This is a genomic window from Actinoplanes sp. NPDC051537 (assembly GCF_055586105.1).
In genome coordinates this window covers 48,337-62,263 of the sequence record NZ_JBVJIU010000003.1, presented here as the reverse complement: position 1 = coordinate 62,263, position 13,927 = coordinate 48,337, and the positions used below count along the sequence as shown (strand labels likewise).

13 protein-coding genes are annotated in these 13,927 nt (G+C 70.7%); 3 read left to right on the top strand and 10 right to left on the bottom strand.

Annotated elements, in window-relative coordinates:
* A complete protein-coding gene (locus tag ACZ6TB_RS07195) occupies positions 1-1,089 on the top strand; it encodes a DUF3866 family protein (RefSeq protein WP_465551569.1) in 1,089 nt (362 codons plus the stop codon).
* A 3-nt stretch (positions 1,090-1,092) separates the two neighbouring features.
* Here the strand turns inward: ACZ6TB_RS07195 and ACZ6TB_RS07190 are convergent, their stop codons facing one another.
* Genes ACZ6TB_RS07190 through pafA form a run of 3 tightly spaced genes read right to left on the bottom strand, consistent with a single transcriptional unit; the run spans position 1,093 to position 4,127 of the window.
* Entirely contained in the window at positions 1,093-2,514 is a 1,422-nt protein-coding gene (locus ACZ6TB_RS07190) for a GGDEF domain-containing protein (protein WP_465551567.1), read from the bottom strand.
* A gap of 39 nt (positions 2,515-2,553) precedes the next feature.
* Complete coding sequence (locus ACZ6TB_RS07185; RefSeq protein ID WP_465551565.1) at positions 2,554-2,745, bottom strand: hypothetical protein; 192 nt, start codon at positions 2,743-2,745, stop codon at positions 2,554-2,556.
* A 23-nt stretch (positions 2,746-2,768) separates the two neighbouring features.
* Positions 2,769-4,127 (bottom strand): Pup--protein ligase, encoded by a 1,359-nt coding sequence (gene pafA / locus ACZ6TB_RS07180; protein ID WP_020518589.1) that lies wholly within the window; start codon positions 4,125-4,127, stop codon positions 2,769-2,771.
* A gap of 127 nt (positions 4,128-4,254) precedes the next feature.
* On the opposite strand from pafA, the gene ACZ6TB_RS07175 reads away from it, so the two are divergent.
* The gene (locus ACZ6TB_RS07175; RefSeq protein WP_465551562.1) at positions 4,255-5,196 is read left to right on the top strand and encodes a dTDP-glucose 4,6-dehydratase; all 942 of its coding nucleotides are present in this window, start codon (positions 4,255-4,257) and stop codon (positions 5,194-5,196) included.
* Here the strand turns inward: ACZ6TB_RS07175 and ACZ6TB_RS07170 are convergent.
* The 7 genes from ACZ6TB_RS07170 to arc all read right to left on the bottom strand — a co-directional run bounded on the left by ACZ6TB_RS07170 (position 5,185) and on the right by arc (position 13,388).
* Positions 5,185-5,952 carry an MOSC domain-containing protein gene (locus ACZ6TB_RS07170; protein ID WP_465551560.1) on the bottom strand — a complete coding sequence of 256 codons (768 nt, stop codon included), beginning with the start codon at positions 5,950-5,952 and terminating at the stop codon, positions 5,185-5,187. The two genes, ACZ6TB_RS07175 and ACZ6TB_RS07170, sit on opposite strands and share 12 nt — an antisense overlap.
* A 322-nt stretch (positions 5,953-6,274) precedes the next feature.
* Positions 6,275-7,135 (bottom strand): proteasome subunit alpha, encoded by an 861-nt coding sequence (prcA, locus tag ACZ6TB_RS07165; RefSeq protein WP_465551558.1) that lies wholly within the window; start codon positions 7,133-7,135, stop codon positions 6,275-6,277.
* Positions 7,136-7,185: 50 nt separating this feature from the next.
* Positions 7,186-8,025: a proteasome subunit beta gene (gene prcB / locus ACZ6TB_RS07160; protein ID WP_465551556.1), complete on the bottom strand. Its 840-nt coding sequence runs from the start codon at positions 8,023-8,025 to the stop codon at positions 7,186-7,188.
* Between the two features lie 301 nt (positions 8,026-8,326).
* The gene (locus ACZ6TB_RS07155) at positions 8,327-8,542 is read right to left on the bottom strand and encodes a ubiquitin-like protein Pup (protein ID WP_465551554.1); all 216 of its coding nucleotides are present in this window, start codon (positions 8,540-8,542) and stop codon (positions 8,327-8,329) included.
* Between the two features lie 155 nt (positions 8,543-8,697).
* Positions 8,698-10,215, bottom strand: coding sequence for a depupylase/deamidase Dop (dop, locus tag ACZ6TB_RS07150; RefSeq protein ID WP_465551552.1), 1,518 nt, complete (start codon positions 10,213-10,215; stop codon positions 8,698-8,700).
* 44 nt (positions 10,216-10,259) lie between these two features.
* Complete coding sequence (locus ACZ6TB_RS07145; RefSeq protein ID WP_465551550.1) at positions 10,260-11,546, bottom strand: acyltransferase family protein; 1,287 nt, start codon at positions 11,544-11,546, stop codon at positions 10,260-10,262.
* Between the two features lie 60 nt (positions 11,547-11,606).
* Complete coding sequence (arc, locus tag ACZ6TB_RS07140) at positions 11,607-13,388, bottom strand: proteasome ATPase (protein ID WP_465551548.1); 1,782 nt, start codon at positions 13,386-13,388, stop codon at positions 11,607-11,609.
* A 174-nt stretch (positions 13,389-13,562) separates the two neighbouring features.
* On the opposite strand from arc, the gene ACZ6TB_RS07135 reads away from it, so the two are divergent.
* Complete coding sequence (locus ACZ6TB_RS07135) at positions 13,563-13,856, top strand: ferredoxin (RefSeq protein WP_465551546.1); 294 nt, start codon at positions 13,563-13,565, stop codon at positions 13,854-13,856.
* Positions 13,857-13,927: the final 71 nt, after the last annotated feature.

The following is a 13,927-nucleotide window of genomic DNA, read 5'->3' as shown; positions in this document are numbered from 1 at the left end:
ATGGTGCGCTGGCGGTCCGGGACGGTTCTCACGGTTCGCCGCCGCTGGCACGGCGCGATGGAGCTGGACGTCGAGACCGCCGACGGCGTGCTGCGCGCCCTGGCCTACCCCGGGCTGGTCGGCGAACCGCGACCGGGCGACCGCGTGCTGCTGAACGTCGGCGCGCTCGTCATGGGCCTGGGCACCGGCGGCTACGCGCTGGTGGTGGCCCTTCCCGACCGGCTGCCGGCCGACCCCGCCGAGGACGGCGGCACCCGCGACGCCGGCCACCTGGTCAAGGCCCGCTACACGCCGCTGCAGGCGATCCGGCTCGGCGTGGACGAGGAGGCGTCGCCGCACCGGGCGGTGATGGCCGCCGCGACGTCGCTGGACGGCATGCCGGTGGTGACCGCCGACCTGCACTCGGCGCTCCCGGCGATCCTGGCCGGCATCCGGGCCGACAACGGGACGGCCCGGGTGGCGTACGTGATGACCGACGGCGGCGCGCTCCCGGCGTGGTTCTCCCGCACCCTGGACGGGCTGCGCGACCACCTGGCCGGCACGATCACGACCGGCCAGGCGTTCGGCGGCGACCTCGAGGCGAGCACCGTGCACACCGGCCTGCTCGCCGCCCGGCACGTGCTCGGCGCCGACGTCACGATCGTCGCCCAGGGGCCGGGCAACCTCGGGACGGGCACGACCTGGGGCTTCTCCGGGGTGGCCCTGGGCGAGGCGGTCAACGCGATCGGCACGCTCGGCGGCCGGCCGGTCGGATCGCTGCGCGTCTCGGACGGCGACGGGCGGCCACGGCATCGGGGCATCTCCCATCACACGCTCACCGCGTACGGGAAGGTCGCTCTGATCACCGCCGACCTGCCGGTGCCGGACGGCCTGGAACCCACCCTGGCCGCGCAGGTCGACGCGGCGATCGCGCCGCTCGCCGCGCGGCACCGCATCATCCGCGTGCCCACCGCGGGCCTGGACGAGGCGCTCCGCGCGAGTCCCGTCGGCCTCTCCACCATGGGACGCGGGCTCGACCAGGACCACGCCTACTTCGTCACCGCGGCGGCCGCCGGCCGGCACGCCGCCTCGCTCCTCGAGAAAGACTGATGCTCACACCGTGACGCGGTTGCGGCCGGCCGCCTTCGCCGCGTAGAGCGCGGCATCGGCCCGCGCCACCAGCTCGTCCGCGCTCTCCGCCCGGTCCCAGACCGCGATGCCGGCCGAGAACGTCTGCTCCTGCGGCGTCAGGGCCAGCGCCCGCTCGAGGATCCGCCGCGCCTCCGGCTCCTCGGCGTCCGGCAGCATCACGACGAACTCCTCGCCGCCGTAGCGGGCCAGCAGGTCGACCGCCCGCAGCGCGCCGTGCCAGGCCGCCGACGCCTCCTTGAGCAGGCGGTCGCCGGCCGGATGGCCGTACGTGTCGTTGAACAGCTTGAAGTGGTCGAGGTCGATCAGCGCCACGCTCATCGGCCGGCCGTCGCGCCGGGCGAACTCGAGCGCCCGCGGCAGGTCCTCGTTCCAGACCCGGCGGTTGGGCAGGCCGGTCAGCTCGTCGCGGCGGGCCAGGTCGCGCACCTGGGCGGCCTGCCGCTCGACCTCCCGCACGAGCTGCGCCATCCGCACCACGACCAGCAGGAACAGCGTCGAGCAGCCGACCACGATGGCCGGGCCGTCGGTGACCCGGCCCTGGTGCAGCTGGACCGCGAGCAGGCCGGGGGCGATCAGCGAGGCGGCGGCGAGCAGCGCCAGCTGCATCTTGCCGAGCCGGACGGGATGGGGGGCGGCGGCCGCGCCGATCTGCTGGGCGTCGTTGTGCAGCGCACCCAGCCCGAACAGCACGAACGCGGTCAGGAAGACCATGTCGATCGACCGGTGCACCCACTGGATGACCTCGACCTCGGCGCCGACCTCGGGCAGGCTGCCGACCACCACCCAGGCGGTGTCGCCGAGCAGGAACGCGCCGAGCGAGCCGGTGATCCACCAGAACGGGGCGCCGCGGGTGCCGTCGCCGCGCAGGAGCCGGGTCATCATGGCCAGCAGCAGAAGATCACCGATCGGGTACGCGGCCTGCACCGCGCGCCCGAGCATGTCGATGTCCTGCCCGAGCGTCGCCGGCTTGATCACGTAGACCCAGGCCAGCAGGCCCAGCCCGGTCGTGATGATCGCGGCGTCCACGGCCGCGGTCCAGTTGCGGCGCGGCTCCCGGCGGCGGATCAGCAGGCCGAGCCCGGCCGCGCAGGCCGGGTAGAGCAGCAGGAACAGCGGGTCGGCCGGGGTCGGCAGGCCGTGCCAGCCGAGCACCTCCTGGGCCCAGATCGACACCGGGATGCCGGTGACGTTGGCGCCCACGCCGAACGCGAAGCACCACCACGGCAGGCGGTCGCGGCGGGGCAGGCGGCGCGCGCCGGTCAGGATGCCGGCGACGCCCAGGTAGCCGACGGCCAGTTGCCAGCCGCTCTCCCACCAGCCGTCCGCCGGGATCAGCTGATACGCGGCGATGGCCAGCGCGGCGATCAGGGCGTATCGCTTCACGCGTCTTATTCGACGCAGCGAAGGTTGCAGAAACGGTTGCTACGAGGTGAGAAGCAGAACGGCCCAGCCGATTACGAAAAGTCCGAGTATTACGGCCAGCACCCAGGTGGGGATTTTGTGCCCGCCTTGGCGGTTTCGCCGGATCTCCGCGCGGATGCGGTCGCGCTTCCGCTGGACCCGTCCCCAGAGGACGTCTTCCGCGGTGCGTTCACGCTGGTCGGGCTCGGTCATGGCCCGACCAGCGTAGCCCGGTCTCACATGCTGGCGATCAGGCGCTCGACCCTCTCGTCGTACGCCCGGAAGGGGTCCTTGCAGAGCACGGTGCGCTGGGCCTGGTCGTTGAGCTTGAGGTGCACCCAGTCGACCGTGAAGTCGCGCCGCTTCTCCTGCGCGTGCTTGATGAACTCGCCGCGCAGCCGCGCCCGGGTGGTCTGCGGCGGCGTCTCCTTGGCCTCGAAGATCTCCAGGTCGTTCGCGATCCGGTCGACCTGCTTGCGCTTCTCCATCAGCGCGTAGAGGCCGCGGCCCCGGCGCACGTCGTGGTAGGCCAGGTCGAGCTGGGCGATGCGCGGGTGCGACATCGGGATCTCGTGCTTGGCCTGGTAGCGCTCGATCAGCTTGTACTTCGACACCCAGTCGATCTCGCGGGACACCGGGTCGAGGTCGCCGCTCTCGATCGCGTTGAGCACCCGGCCCCACAGCTCGACGACCCGCTTGGCGGTCTGGTCGCCGCCGCGCCGCTCGACGAACTCGGTCGCCTTCGCCAGGTACTCCTGCTGGATCTCGAGGGCGCTGACCTCCTTGTTGTTGGCCAGGCGGATCTTGCGGCGGCCGGTGACGTCGTGGCTGACCTCGCGGATGGCCCGAATCGGGTTCTCCAGCGACAGGTCGCGCATCACCACGCCGGCCTCGATCATCCGCAGCACGATGTCGGCGCTGCCCACCTTGAGCAGGGTGGTGACCTCGTTCATGTTGGAGTCGCCGACGATCACGTGCAGGCGGCGGTAGCGCTCGGCGTCGGCGTGCGGCTCGTCGCGGGTGTTGATGATCGGCCGGGAACGGGTGGTGGCGCTCGAGACGCCCTCCCAGATGTGCTCGGCGCGCTGCGAGAGGCAGAACACCGCGCCCCGCGGCGTCTGCAGCACCTTGCCGGCGCCGCAGATCAGCTGCCGGGTGACCAGGAACGGGATGAGCACGTCGGCCAGCCGGCCGAACTCACCGTGCCGGCTCACCAGGTAGTTCTCATGGCAGCCGTACGAGTTTCCGGCCGAGTCCGTGTTGTTCTTGAACAGGTAGATCTCCCCCGCGATCCCCTCGTCGTGCAGCCGCTTCTCGGCGTCGACCAGGAGACCCTCCAGAATCCGCTCGCCGGCCCGGTCGTGGGCGACCAGATCGGTGACGGAGTCGCATTCGGGGGTCGCGTACTCAGGATGGGAACCGACATCGAGGTAGAGACGGGCACCGTTGCGGAGAAAGACGTTGCTGCTGCGCCCCCAGGACACCACTCGGCGGAACAGGTAGCGGGCCACCTCGTCCGGTGACAGCCGCCGCTGCCCCCGATAAGTACACGTGACGCCGTACTCGGTCTCGAGGCCGAAAATTCGCCGTTCCATGACGAAACACTAGCCTCATCGAGCATCCATTGGCAGTCACCACTCGCGCATTCCCGGGCACAACGCGTCGCGCCCGGTTCACCGGATCGGGTGCCCGCGCGGGGGCGGCGGATAAACTCGCCGGGCCATGAACCTCTTGGTCACCGGCGGCGCCGGCTTCATCGGTTCACACTTCGTGCGGGCGGTCCTGGCGGACCGGCTGCCGGGGCTCGAGGGCGTGTCGGTCACGGTTCTCGACAAGATCGCGTACGCCGGGACCTTCGCCAACCTGGGGCCGGTGGCCGAGAGCAGCCGCCTCGATTTCGTGCCGGCCGACGTCGGCGACGCGCCCGTGGTCGCCGCCTCCCTGCGCGGCCACGACGCGGTGGCGCACTTCGCGGCCTCCCGCGGCGGCTCGGACGTGACCGGCATCGAGGTCCTGCTGACCGCCTGCCTCGACGCCGGCATCTCGCGCTTCCTGCACGTCTCGACCGGCGACGTGTACGGGTCGATCGACACCGGCGCCTGGACCGAGCGCTCGCCGCTGTCCCCCACCACCCCCGCCGCGGCCGCCAAGGCCGGCGCCGACCTGATGGCGCTGGCCTACCACCGCACCCACGGCCTGCCCGTCGTGGTGACCCGTGCCGGTGACAACTACGGGCCCTATCAGCACCCTGGGGAGACCGTTCCCGGGCTCGTGACGAGCCTCCTGGACGGCCGGACGGCCCGGTTGCGCGGCGACGGCACCCGGGAGCGCGACTGGCTGCACGTGGGCGACCATTGCCGCGGCCTCGCGCTCGCCCTGCTCGAGGGCCGGCCCGGCGAGGTCTACCACATCGGCGGCAGCGTCGAGCTGGCCGACCGCGACCTGCTCGAGCTGATCCTGGCCGAGTGCGGCGCCGGCCCGGACCGCGTCGAGCCGCTCGCCGGCACCGGCAAGCCCGACGACCACCGCCACGCCCTCGACGACGACAAGATCCGCCGCGAGCTGGGCTGGCGCCCGCGCGTGGAGTTCACCGCCGGCCTGGCCGCCACGGTCCGCTGGTACCGCGAGAACCCGACCTGGTGGCGCGCGCTGCTAGCCGAGTGAGAGCTCGCCCGGCGTGACCACCGCGGCGTACGTGCCGAAGCAGGCGGCCCTCCCGAAGTCCGGCACCGCCACCCGGTAGCGCCTGGCCAGCGTCCGCAGCACGCCCGTGTCGGCCGCGATGCCGGGCCCGTGGTCGAGCCCCGGAATCACGCAGCGCGGCGTCGGAAACATCGCCCGCAGCACGACGTCCCCGAGGCGCAGCTCCTCCCCCGGCTCCCACGCCTCGTCCCGCTCGATGACGAGGTTGGGACGGAACCGCTCGGGCGCGACGTCTCCGAAGCGGGCGAGCTCGCCGGTTGTCACGACATGAACCGGGGCGGAATCGACAAATCGCCCGACGCCCGAAACATCGGATATGGTGTCGTCGCCCGGGCGCAGGCCGGCCATCCAGTCCGGCACCATGCCCTCGACCGGTGGCAGCATCCGGTGCAGGCGCGCCTTCGCCGGCACCTCACGGCTGAGCCGGACCGGCCGCCCGAGATGCCGGGCCAGCGCGCTCTCGACGGCGTCGCCCGCGAACCGCTCGCCACCGGCCTCGACCACCAGGCCGCCACCGTCACCGAGCCGGGCCCGCACCGACAGCAGCCGCCCCCACCGGCGCGGATGCTTGGCGCTGCCCAGCGTCCCGTCCTCCGGATCGAAGCACGCCCACTCCCGGTCCCCATCCAGCCCGGTCACACCGACCCGGGCCGAGGTCAGCGCCTCGCCGCGGGCGCTCTTCAGCGGATAGCGCCAGAGGCGCACGATCGCCGGCATCCGATTCCCTCCCGCACCCGGCCCCGAGCCTTGCGCCCGCGCGCCTCAAGCCTTGCGCCCGCGCGCCTCAAGCCTGCGCCCGCGCGCCCCAAGCCCGCGCCCGCGCGCCCCAAGCCCGCGCCCGCGCGGCCCGAGCCTTGCACCCGCGCGGCCCGAGCATCGCGCCCGCCGGAAGACGACGCGCGCCAAGCCACGACGCCCGGCGCGAGAAGACGGCGCGCCCCGGGCACCGCACCCGGCCGCCAGACGGCGGCGGGCCCGGCACGACAAGACGGGCGCGGCCACGCGGCCACGCCCGTCTGACGATCACGCCGTCACGCGGTCAGGAACCGTCGCCGTTCACGTCGTCGGCGGGCTCGGCCGGGTCGTCCGGGGCCGCGGGCTCGACCGGCTCGGCGACCGGGGCCGCGGAGACCGTCGGCTTGTCCTCGGCGGGGCTCGGCGGGGCCGCGTCGACGTCGCCCAGGTCCTTCTCGGCCACGGTCTTGCTGCCGGCCAGCAGGTCGATCAGCGGCTGGCCGGTGATGCGGCGGAACGCCCGGCCCTTGCGCCGCCGGTCGAGCACCGCCACCTCGAGCTGCTTGGCGTCGAGCGTGCGGGTCTGGCCGTTCTCGCCGCCCACGCTGCCCAGCGCCTCGGACGCCAGGGCCAGGGCGGTCGGCAGGTCGGCCGTGGTGTCGTGCCGCTCGCGCAGCACGTTGGAGATCGCCTCGGCCTGGCCGCCCATGGCCATGAAGCCGGGCTCGTCCATGACCGAGCCGTCGTAGGTGATGCGGTACAGCTCGTCGGACTCCGGCGAGGCGCCGACCTGCGCGATGCAGATCTCCACCTCGTACGGCTTCTGCGTCTCCGAGAAGATCGCGCCGAGCGTCTGGGTGAACGCGTTGGCCAGCCCGCGCCCGGTGACGTCGCGCCGGTCGTAGCTGTAGCCGTTGACGTCGGCCATCCGCACGCCGGCCCGGCGCAGGCTCTCGAACTCGTTGTACCGCCCGACCGCCGCGAAACCGATCTTGTCGTAGATCTCGCTGATCTTGCGAAGGGTGGTGATGTTCTCGGCGACGAGCAGGATGCCGCCCTCGTAGGTGAGCACCACGGCGGAGCGGCCGCGGGCGATGCCCTTGCGGGCGTACTCCGAACGGTCGCGCTGGACCTGCTCGGGTGATGCGTAGAACTGCATGGCCACGGGTGGCTACTCCCTCTCTCCCCTGATGAGCAAGCGTGGTGGAGCGGGACTCAGCCGCCCGGGTTCTCCATGCGCCCGGCGACGACCGACTCGGCCACCGCCGAGATCTCCTCCTCGGAGAGCCGGTGGTTGCCCTGCGCGGTGGCCGACATGACCACCGGGTAGATCTTGCGGGTCACGTCGGGACCGCCGGTCGCGGTGTCGTCGTCGGCCGCGTCGTACAGCGCCTCGACGGCCAACCGGACCGCCTCGTCGGTGCTCACGCCCGGCCGGTACTTCTTCTTGAGCGCGGACTTGGCGAACAGCGAGCCGGAGCCGATCGAGTCGTACCCGGTCTCCTCGTAGAGGCCGCCGGCCACGTCGAAGCTGAAGATGCGCCCGGCCCGGGCCGGGTCGGACGGGGCGTGGTCGAAGCCGGCGAACAGCGGCACGACCGCGAGGCCCTGCATGGCCGCGCCGAGGTTGCCGCGCACCATGGCGGCGAGCCGGTTGGCCTTGCCGTCGAGGGACAGCATGATGCCCTCGATCTTCTCGTAGTGCTCGAGCTCGACCTGGAACAGCCGCATCAGCTCGATGCCGATGCCGGCCGTGCCGGCGATGCCGATCAGCGAGTACGCGTCGGCGGGGTGCACCTTCTCGATGTCCCGGCTCGCGATGAGGTTGCCCATCGTGGCCCGGCGGTCGCCCGCCATGACCACGCCCTCGGCGGTGGCGATCGCCACGATCGTGGTGCCGTGCGGCGCGATGTCGGCCGACAGCCCCGGCGGCAGCGGCCGCCGCCCCGGCAGCAACTCGGGGTACGCGTGGCTCAGGAACTGCGTGAAGGAGGACGTCCCCGAGTTGGTGAAGACATCGGGCAGCCGCCCGGATGGATCAAAGTCCTTGGCCACGTGGTTCCTTTCAGATACGTGATCGCACCGGCGCCCAACCCCCGGACACCGTCGCAGTTGAAGCACAATATCCCGCCGTGCCGGACCGGTGCGATGATCGTGATCGACGTGTTCCGGCCGAAGAAACACGGGCCTCCGCACGCCGGGCACGGGCAGGACCAGCCTGCCCGATTCGGCGCGCGTAGGCCCGAGGTTCGGTGGGCATTGCCCGAATTGCCCGCCTCAGGGCGATCCGGGCGACGCCGTCAAGCTTCTCGAATTCGGCTGAGGGCGAAACCGTTCCTAGAAACGGTCAAAAGCCCTACTGGCCGCCCTTCTGCACATAACCACGAACGAACTCCTCGGCGTTCTCCTCCAGGACGGAGTCGATCTCGTCCAGCAGGTCGTCGACGTCCTCGGTGATCTCGGCGTGGCGCTCGGCTACCTCCGGGTTGGCCTCTACGGTGGCGTCCTCGACCTCCTGGTCCGCGCGGCTCTTGCTCGACTGCGACTGTCCGCCACTGTCACGGGTTGCCATGGATGTCCCCCTTCTCGCCACCCGAAGTTCGCACGACATCGGGTACTGAAAACCTACCTCGGTCCTGTGACAAAACGCTCCCCCCACTCCCGGGTTCTCCGCGCCGTCCGGAGGACCAGGCGTCGGCTGCAGGCACAGCCGGGCGGGGCGTTTTCTCAGCGGCTCGTTATCACCTCGAGCAGGTCCTTCGCGCTCTCGCACTTGTCGAACAGAGCGCCCACGTGCTTCTTGGTCCCGCGCTCCGGCTCCATCATCGGCACCCGGACGAGCGACTCCCGGCCCACGTCGAAGATGACCGAGTCCCAGCTCGCCGCGACCACTTCGGACGCGTACTGGGCCAGGCAGCGGCCGCGGAAGTAGGCCCGGGTGTCGTCCGGCGGCTCGTACATCGCCCGCTGGGTCTCCTCCTCCTCGAGCAGGGTCTTCATCGAGCCGCGGGCCACCAGGCGGTGGTAGAGGCCCTTCTCGGGGCGCACGTCCGCGTACTGGAGGTCGACCAGCTGGAGCTTCGGCGACGACCAGCCGAGGTTCTCCCGCTCGCGGTAGCCCTCGAGCAGCCGCAGCTTGGCGACCCAGTCGAGCGAGTCCGAGCAGAGCATCGGGTCGCGCCCGAGCTTGTCGAGCATGTCCTCCCAGCGGTCGAGCACGTCGAGCGTCTGGTCGTCGGCGTCGTCGCCGGCGCGCTCCTCGACGAACGCGCGGGCCCGCTCGTAGTAGGCCCACTGGAGGTCGAGCGCGGTGAGCCGGCGGCCGTCGCGCAGCCGGATCAGGTGCTTGAGCGCGGGGTCGTGGCTGACCGACTTGAGCTCGCTGACCGGGTCGGCGATGCCCAGCTCGCCGGTGAACACCTTCTCCTCGATCATCGCGAGGACGAGCGAGGTCGTGCCCATCTTGAGGTAGGACGCGATCTCGGAGAGGTTGGCGTCGCCGATGATGACGTGCAGGCGCCGGTATTTGTCGGCGTCGGCGTGCGGCTCGTCGCGGGTGTTGATGATCGGCCGCTTCAGCGTCGTCTCGAGCCCGACCTCGACCTCGAAGAAGTCGGCGCGCGACGAGATCTGGAAGCCGGAGCCGGAGCCGTCCTGGCCGATGCCGACCCGGCCGACGCCGGTGAACACCTGCCGGGTCACGAAGAACGGCGTCAGGTGCGCGACGATGTCGGCGAACGGGGTCTGCCGCCGCATCAGGTAGTTCTCGTGCGACCCGTACGACGCGCCCTTGTTGTCGGTGTTGTTCTTGTAGAGCTGGATGCGGTGGGTGCCGGGGATGGTGGCGGCGCGGCGCGAGGCCTCCGCCATCACCCGCTCGCCGGCCTTGTCCCACTTGACGACGTCGAGCGGGTTGGTGCACTCGGGAGTGCTGTACTCCGGGTGCGCGTGGTCGACGTAGAGCCGGGCGCCGTTGGTCAGTATCACGTTGGCGAGGCCCAGGTCCTCGTCGGCGAGAGCGTCGGCCGGATCGTAGGCGGCGCCGGAGTAGGTGAACCCCCGGGCGTCGCGCAGCGGCGACTCCTCCTCGTAGTCCCAGCGGGCCCGGCCACCGCGGTTGAGCTCGGGGCGGGCTCCATAGGCGTTGACCACCTGCGAGGAGGTCACCATCGGGTTGGCGCCGGGCTGCCCGGGCACCGAAATGCCGTACTCGACCTCGGTACCCATGATCCGTCGAACGCTCATGCGACCACCATCCCGCCGACCACGCTGCTGCTCATGTATCGAGCCTAGACGCTCTGCCTCGCGTTCTCGCCCCGCCCCGCGCCCGGCTTGGCACGCTGCGTGGTCAAAAGCGGCGGCGGCACGAGGCGCGCGGTCAGCTTGCGGCCGAGTGCCTGGCCCGGCATTTCCACCATCCGGTACGCGATCCAGGCCACCAGCAGAGCGACGATCAGGTACCCCAGCCCGGTCGCCACGCGTACCGGAAGGGGACCCGTCCCGAAATCCGGGAACGCGCGGGCGATCACGTAGAGCACCACCACGTGCAGCAGGTAGAGCGAGTAGCTGATCCGGCCCAGCCAGGAGAGCGGCGCCGGCACAGTCCGATTTCGCATGGCGTAGGCAAACCCGAAGGTGACGGCCACGGCGCCGGTGTTGGCCGCCCACAGGCGCAGCGCGGCGCCCGTACCGCCGAGGTGTGTCCAATGCGCACCGATTACGCTCAGCGCCACCACCGTCAGCGAGAGGGCCGCCGCCCGTCCGCCGATCTGGCCGTGCTGCCACCGGTAGACCACCGTGCCGGCGAACATGACCGCCAGCAGCAGCACGCCCTGCCAGGACGAGATGACGGTGCTGTCGGAGGTGGCGTGCCCGTTGACCGCGGGCAGCAGGACGAAGGCCACCCCGGCGGCGCCCGCGACGGCCACGAGACGGTCCCGGACGTACGCGAGAATGCTCAGCCCGATGATCACCGCGAGCAGGGCGGCCGTGAGCCGCCGCTCCCCGAACGTGGCGCCCAGCAGGTCGTTCGGCAGCGCCCGGCCGAGGACGAGGGCGGCCAGCCCGAGCGCCGGCGCCCACCACGCGCTGAGCCGGTGCAGCCGCCAGACGAACAGGCCCGAGACGATCAGATAGAACGTCATCTCGTAGGAGAGGGTCCAGAAGACGCGGACGGCTCCGCGGTGGCCGACCAGGTCGGGCATCATCGTCGCGTGCGCCAGGACGCTGGTGACCGTCTCGTGCCGCAGGGACGGCTGCCAGGCGAGCCAGCCCGCCGCGCTGACCACCACCACGACCGCGATGGCGAACAGGTACGCCGGATAGATGCGGAATATCCGGCCGATCCAGAACTTGCGCAGGCTGCCGTGGCGCTCCAGGGACATCGGGATGACGTAGCCGGACACCAGGAAGAACAGCAGCACGCCGTACTTGCCGAAGTCGAGGTGGCGGAAGATCGCGAGATGCCGGTCGGCGCCGATCACCCGCGGGCTCAGGTGGAAGCAGACGACGACCAGGGCGGCGTACCCGCGCAGCGCGTCCAGCCACGCCAGGCGTACGGGTGCTGGGCTTGTCACGCCTTGTAGAACGAGAACGCGGGCGGAGGGTGACCCTCCGCCCGCGTCCGATCGATCTGTTTACAGGTACTGACCGGTGTTGCTCGCGGTCTCGATGGACCGGCCGGCCTCGGCGCCCTTGCCGCCGGAGACGAGCGTGCGGATGTAGACGATCCGCTCGCCCTTCTTGCCGGAGATGCGGGCCCAGTCGTCGGGGTTGGTGGTGTTGGGCAGGTCCTCGTTCTCCCGGAACTCGTCGACGCACGAGTCCAGCAGGTGCTGCAGGCGCAGCCCCTTCTTGCCGGAGGTGAGGAACTCCTTGATCGCCATCTTCTTGCCGCGGTCCACGATGTTCTGGATCATCGCGCCGGAGTTGAAGTCCTTGAAGTACAGGACCTCCTTGTCACCGTTGGCGTAGGTGACCTCCAGGAAGCGGTTCTCCTCGCTCTCCGTGTACATCCGGAGGACGACCGCCTCGATCATCGCGGCCACCGTGACGTCCCGGTCGTTGCCGTGCTCGATCAGGTCGTCGGCGGACAGCGGCAGGCCGGCCAGGATGTACTTGCCGAAGATGTCCTTGGCCGCCTCGGCGTCCGGCCGCTCGATCTTGATCTTCACGTCGAGCCGGCCGGGGCGCAGGATCGCCGGGTCGATCATGTCTTCCCGGTTCGATGCGCCGATGACGATGACGTTCTCCAGGCCCTCGACGCCGTCGATCTCGCTGAGGAGCTGGGGAACGATCGTGTTCTCCACGTCGCTGGAGACGCCCGAGCCACGAGTCCGGAAGATCGAGTCCATCTCGTCGAAGAACACGATCACCGGAGTGCCCTCGCCGGCCTTCTCCCGCGCCCGCTGGAAGACCAGGCGGATGTGCCGCTCGGTCTCGCCCACGTACTTGTTGAGCAGCTCCGGGCCCTTGATGTTGAGGAAGTAGCTGGTGTGCTTCTCCTCACCACGCCGCTCGGCGATCTTCTTGGCCAGGGAGTTGGCCACCGCCTTCGCGATCAGGGTCTTGCCGCAGCCGGGCGGGCCGTAAAGCAGGATGCCCTTCGGCGGGCGCAGCTGGTGCTCCCGGAACAGGTCGGCGTGCAGGAACGGCAGCTCGACCGCGTCGCGGATCTGCTCGATCTGGCTGTGCAGGCCGCCGATGTCGGTGTAGTCGACGTCGGGGACCTCCTCCAGGACGAGCTCCTCCACCTCGCTCTTCGGGATGCGCTCGTACGCGTACGCCGAGCGCGGCTCGATCATCAGCGAGTCGCCCGCGCGCAGCTTCGTCGTGTCGAGCGAGTCGGCGAGGAAGACGATGCGCTCCTCGTCGGCGTGCGAGACGACCAGTGCCCGGTCACCCGGCTCGCCGGTCGGTCCGGCGAGCACCTCCTTGAGGGTGACCACCTCGCCGGAGCGCTCGAACCCGAACGCGTCGACGACGTTGAGGGCGTCGTTGAGCAGGACTTCCTGACCCCGTTGCAGCTCCTCGACCTCGAGCGACGGTGAGACCGCCACCCGGAGCTTGCGGCCGCCGGTGAAGACATCGACGGTGCCGTCCTCGTGTGCGGACAGGAATACGCCGTAGCCGCTGGGCGGCTGGGCGAGCCGGTCAATCTCTTCCTTGAGAGTGACGATCTGGGCCCGGGCTTCCTTGAGGGTCGCCACGAGCCGGTCGTTGTTCTCGGTCACTCGGGCCAGCTGCGCCTGCGTTGCCGCGAGCCGTTCCTCGAGCTGCCGGACGTGTCGTGGGCTTTCGGTCAACTTTCGCCGAACCAGCGCGAGTTCCTCTTGCAGGAACGCAACCTGGCTGGAGAGATCGTTGGCCTCTTTCTCCCAACGTGCGGCGCGTGAATCCGCTTCGTCGCTACGTGCCACGTCCCACCTCCCCGGGGGCTCGAACGTCTTGCGATAACACTAGCTGCTGCGGCCCGGATTTCGACCCATGCAACACCCTCGTCACCGAGTCTTGATCCATTCAGCCAGTGGCCGCAAGTTAGTTGTCGGAGCCATCCGGTACCGTCGGGTGGGGCTATACGTGGGAGGTACGAGGTGTCGACGCAGACCGGTACGGACGAGCTGCAGGTCTGGGTGGATCAGGACCTCTGCACGGGTGACGGGCTGTGCGTGCAGTACGCGCCGGAGGTCTTCGAGTTCGACATCGACGGGCTCGCGTATGTCAAGGATCACCAGGGTGAGCTGCTGCAATCCCCCGGCGTGCGCACCGGGGTGCCGGCCCATCTGCGGCTCGAGGTGATCGACGCCGCCAAGGAGTGCCCGGGCGACTGCATCCACGTCGTGCGCTCCTCGGACGAGGTCGAGGTCGCCGGTCCGGACGCGGACTGACAAACCCCTCTTCCGGTACGCGTTTTCCGCGCACCACCCGGTGCCGGGCGCCACCGCGCCCGCGGAAAATG

What these genes read in the sequence shown, in the direction of transcription:
- ACZ6TB_RS07195 (WP_465551569.1), top strand. Translation starts at nt 1, where the DNA reads ATGGTGCGCTGGCGGTCCGGGACGGTTCTCACGGTTCGCCGCCGCTGG.
- ACZ6TB_RS07185 (WP_465551565.1), bottom strand. Translation starts at nt 2,745, where the DNA reads ATGACCGAGCCCGACCAGCGTGAACGCACCGCGGAAGACGTCCTCTGG.
- pafA (WP_020518589.1), bottom strand. Translation starts at nt 4,127, where the DNA reads ATGGAACGGCGAATTTTCGGCCTCGAGACCGAGTACGGCGTCACGTGT.
- ACZ6TB_RS07175 (WP_465551562.1), top strand. Translation starts at nt 4,255, where the DNA reads ATGAACCTCTTGGTCACCGGCGGCGCCGGCTTCATCGGTTCACACTTC.
- ACZ6TB_RS07170 (WP_465551560.1), bottom strand. Translation starts at nt 5,952, where the DNA reads ATGCCGGCGATCGTGCGCCTCTGGCGCTATCCGCTGAAGAGCGCCCGC.
- ACZ6TB_RS07155 (WP_465551554.1), bottom strand. Translation starts at nt 8,542, where the DNA reads ATGGCAACCCGTGACAGTGGCGGACAGTCGCAGTCGAGCAAGAGCCGC.
- dop (WP_465551552.1), bottom strand. Translation starts at nt 10,215, where the DNA reads ATGAGCGTTCGACGGATCATGGGTACCGAGGTCGAGTACGGCATTTCG.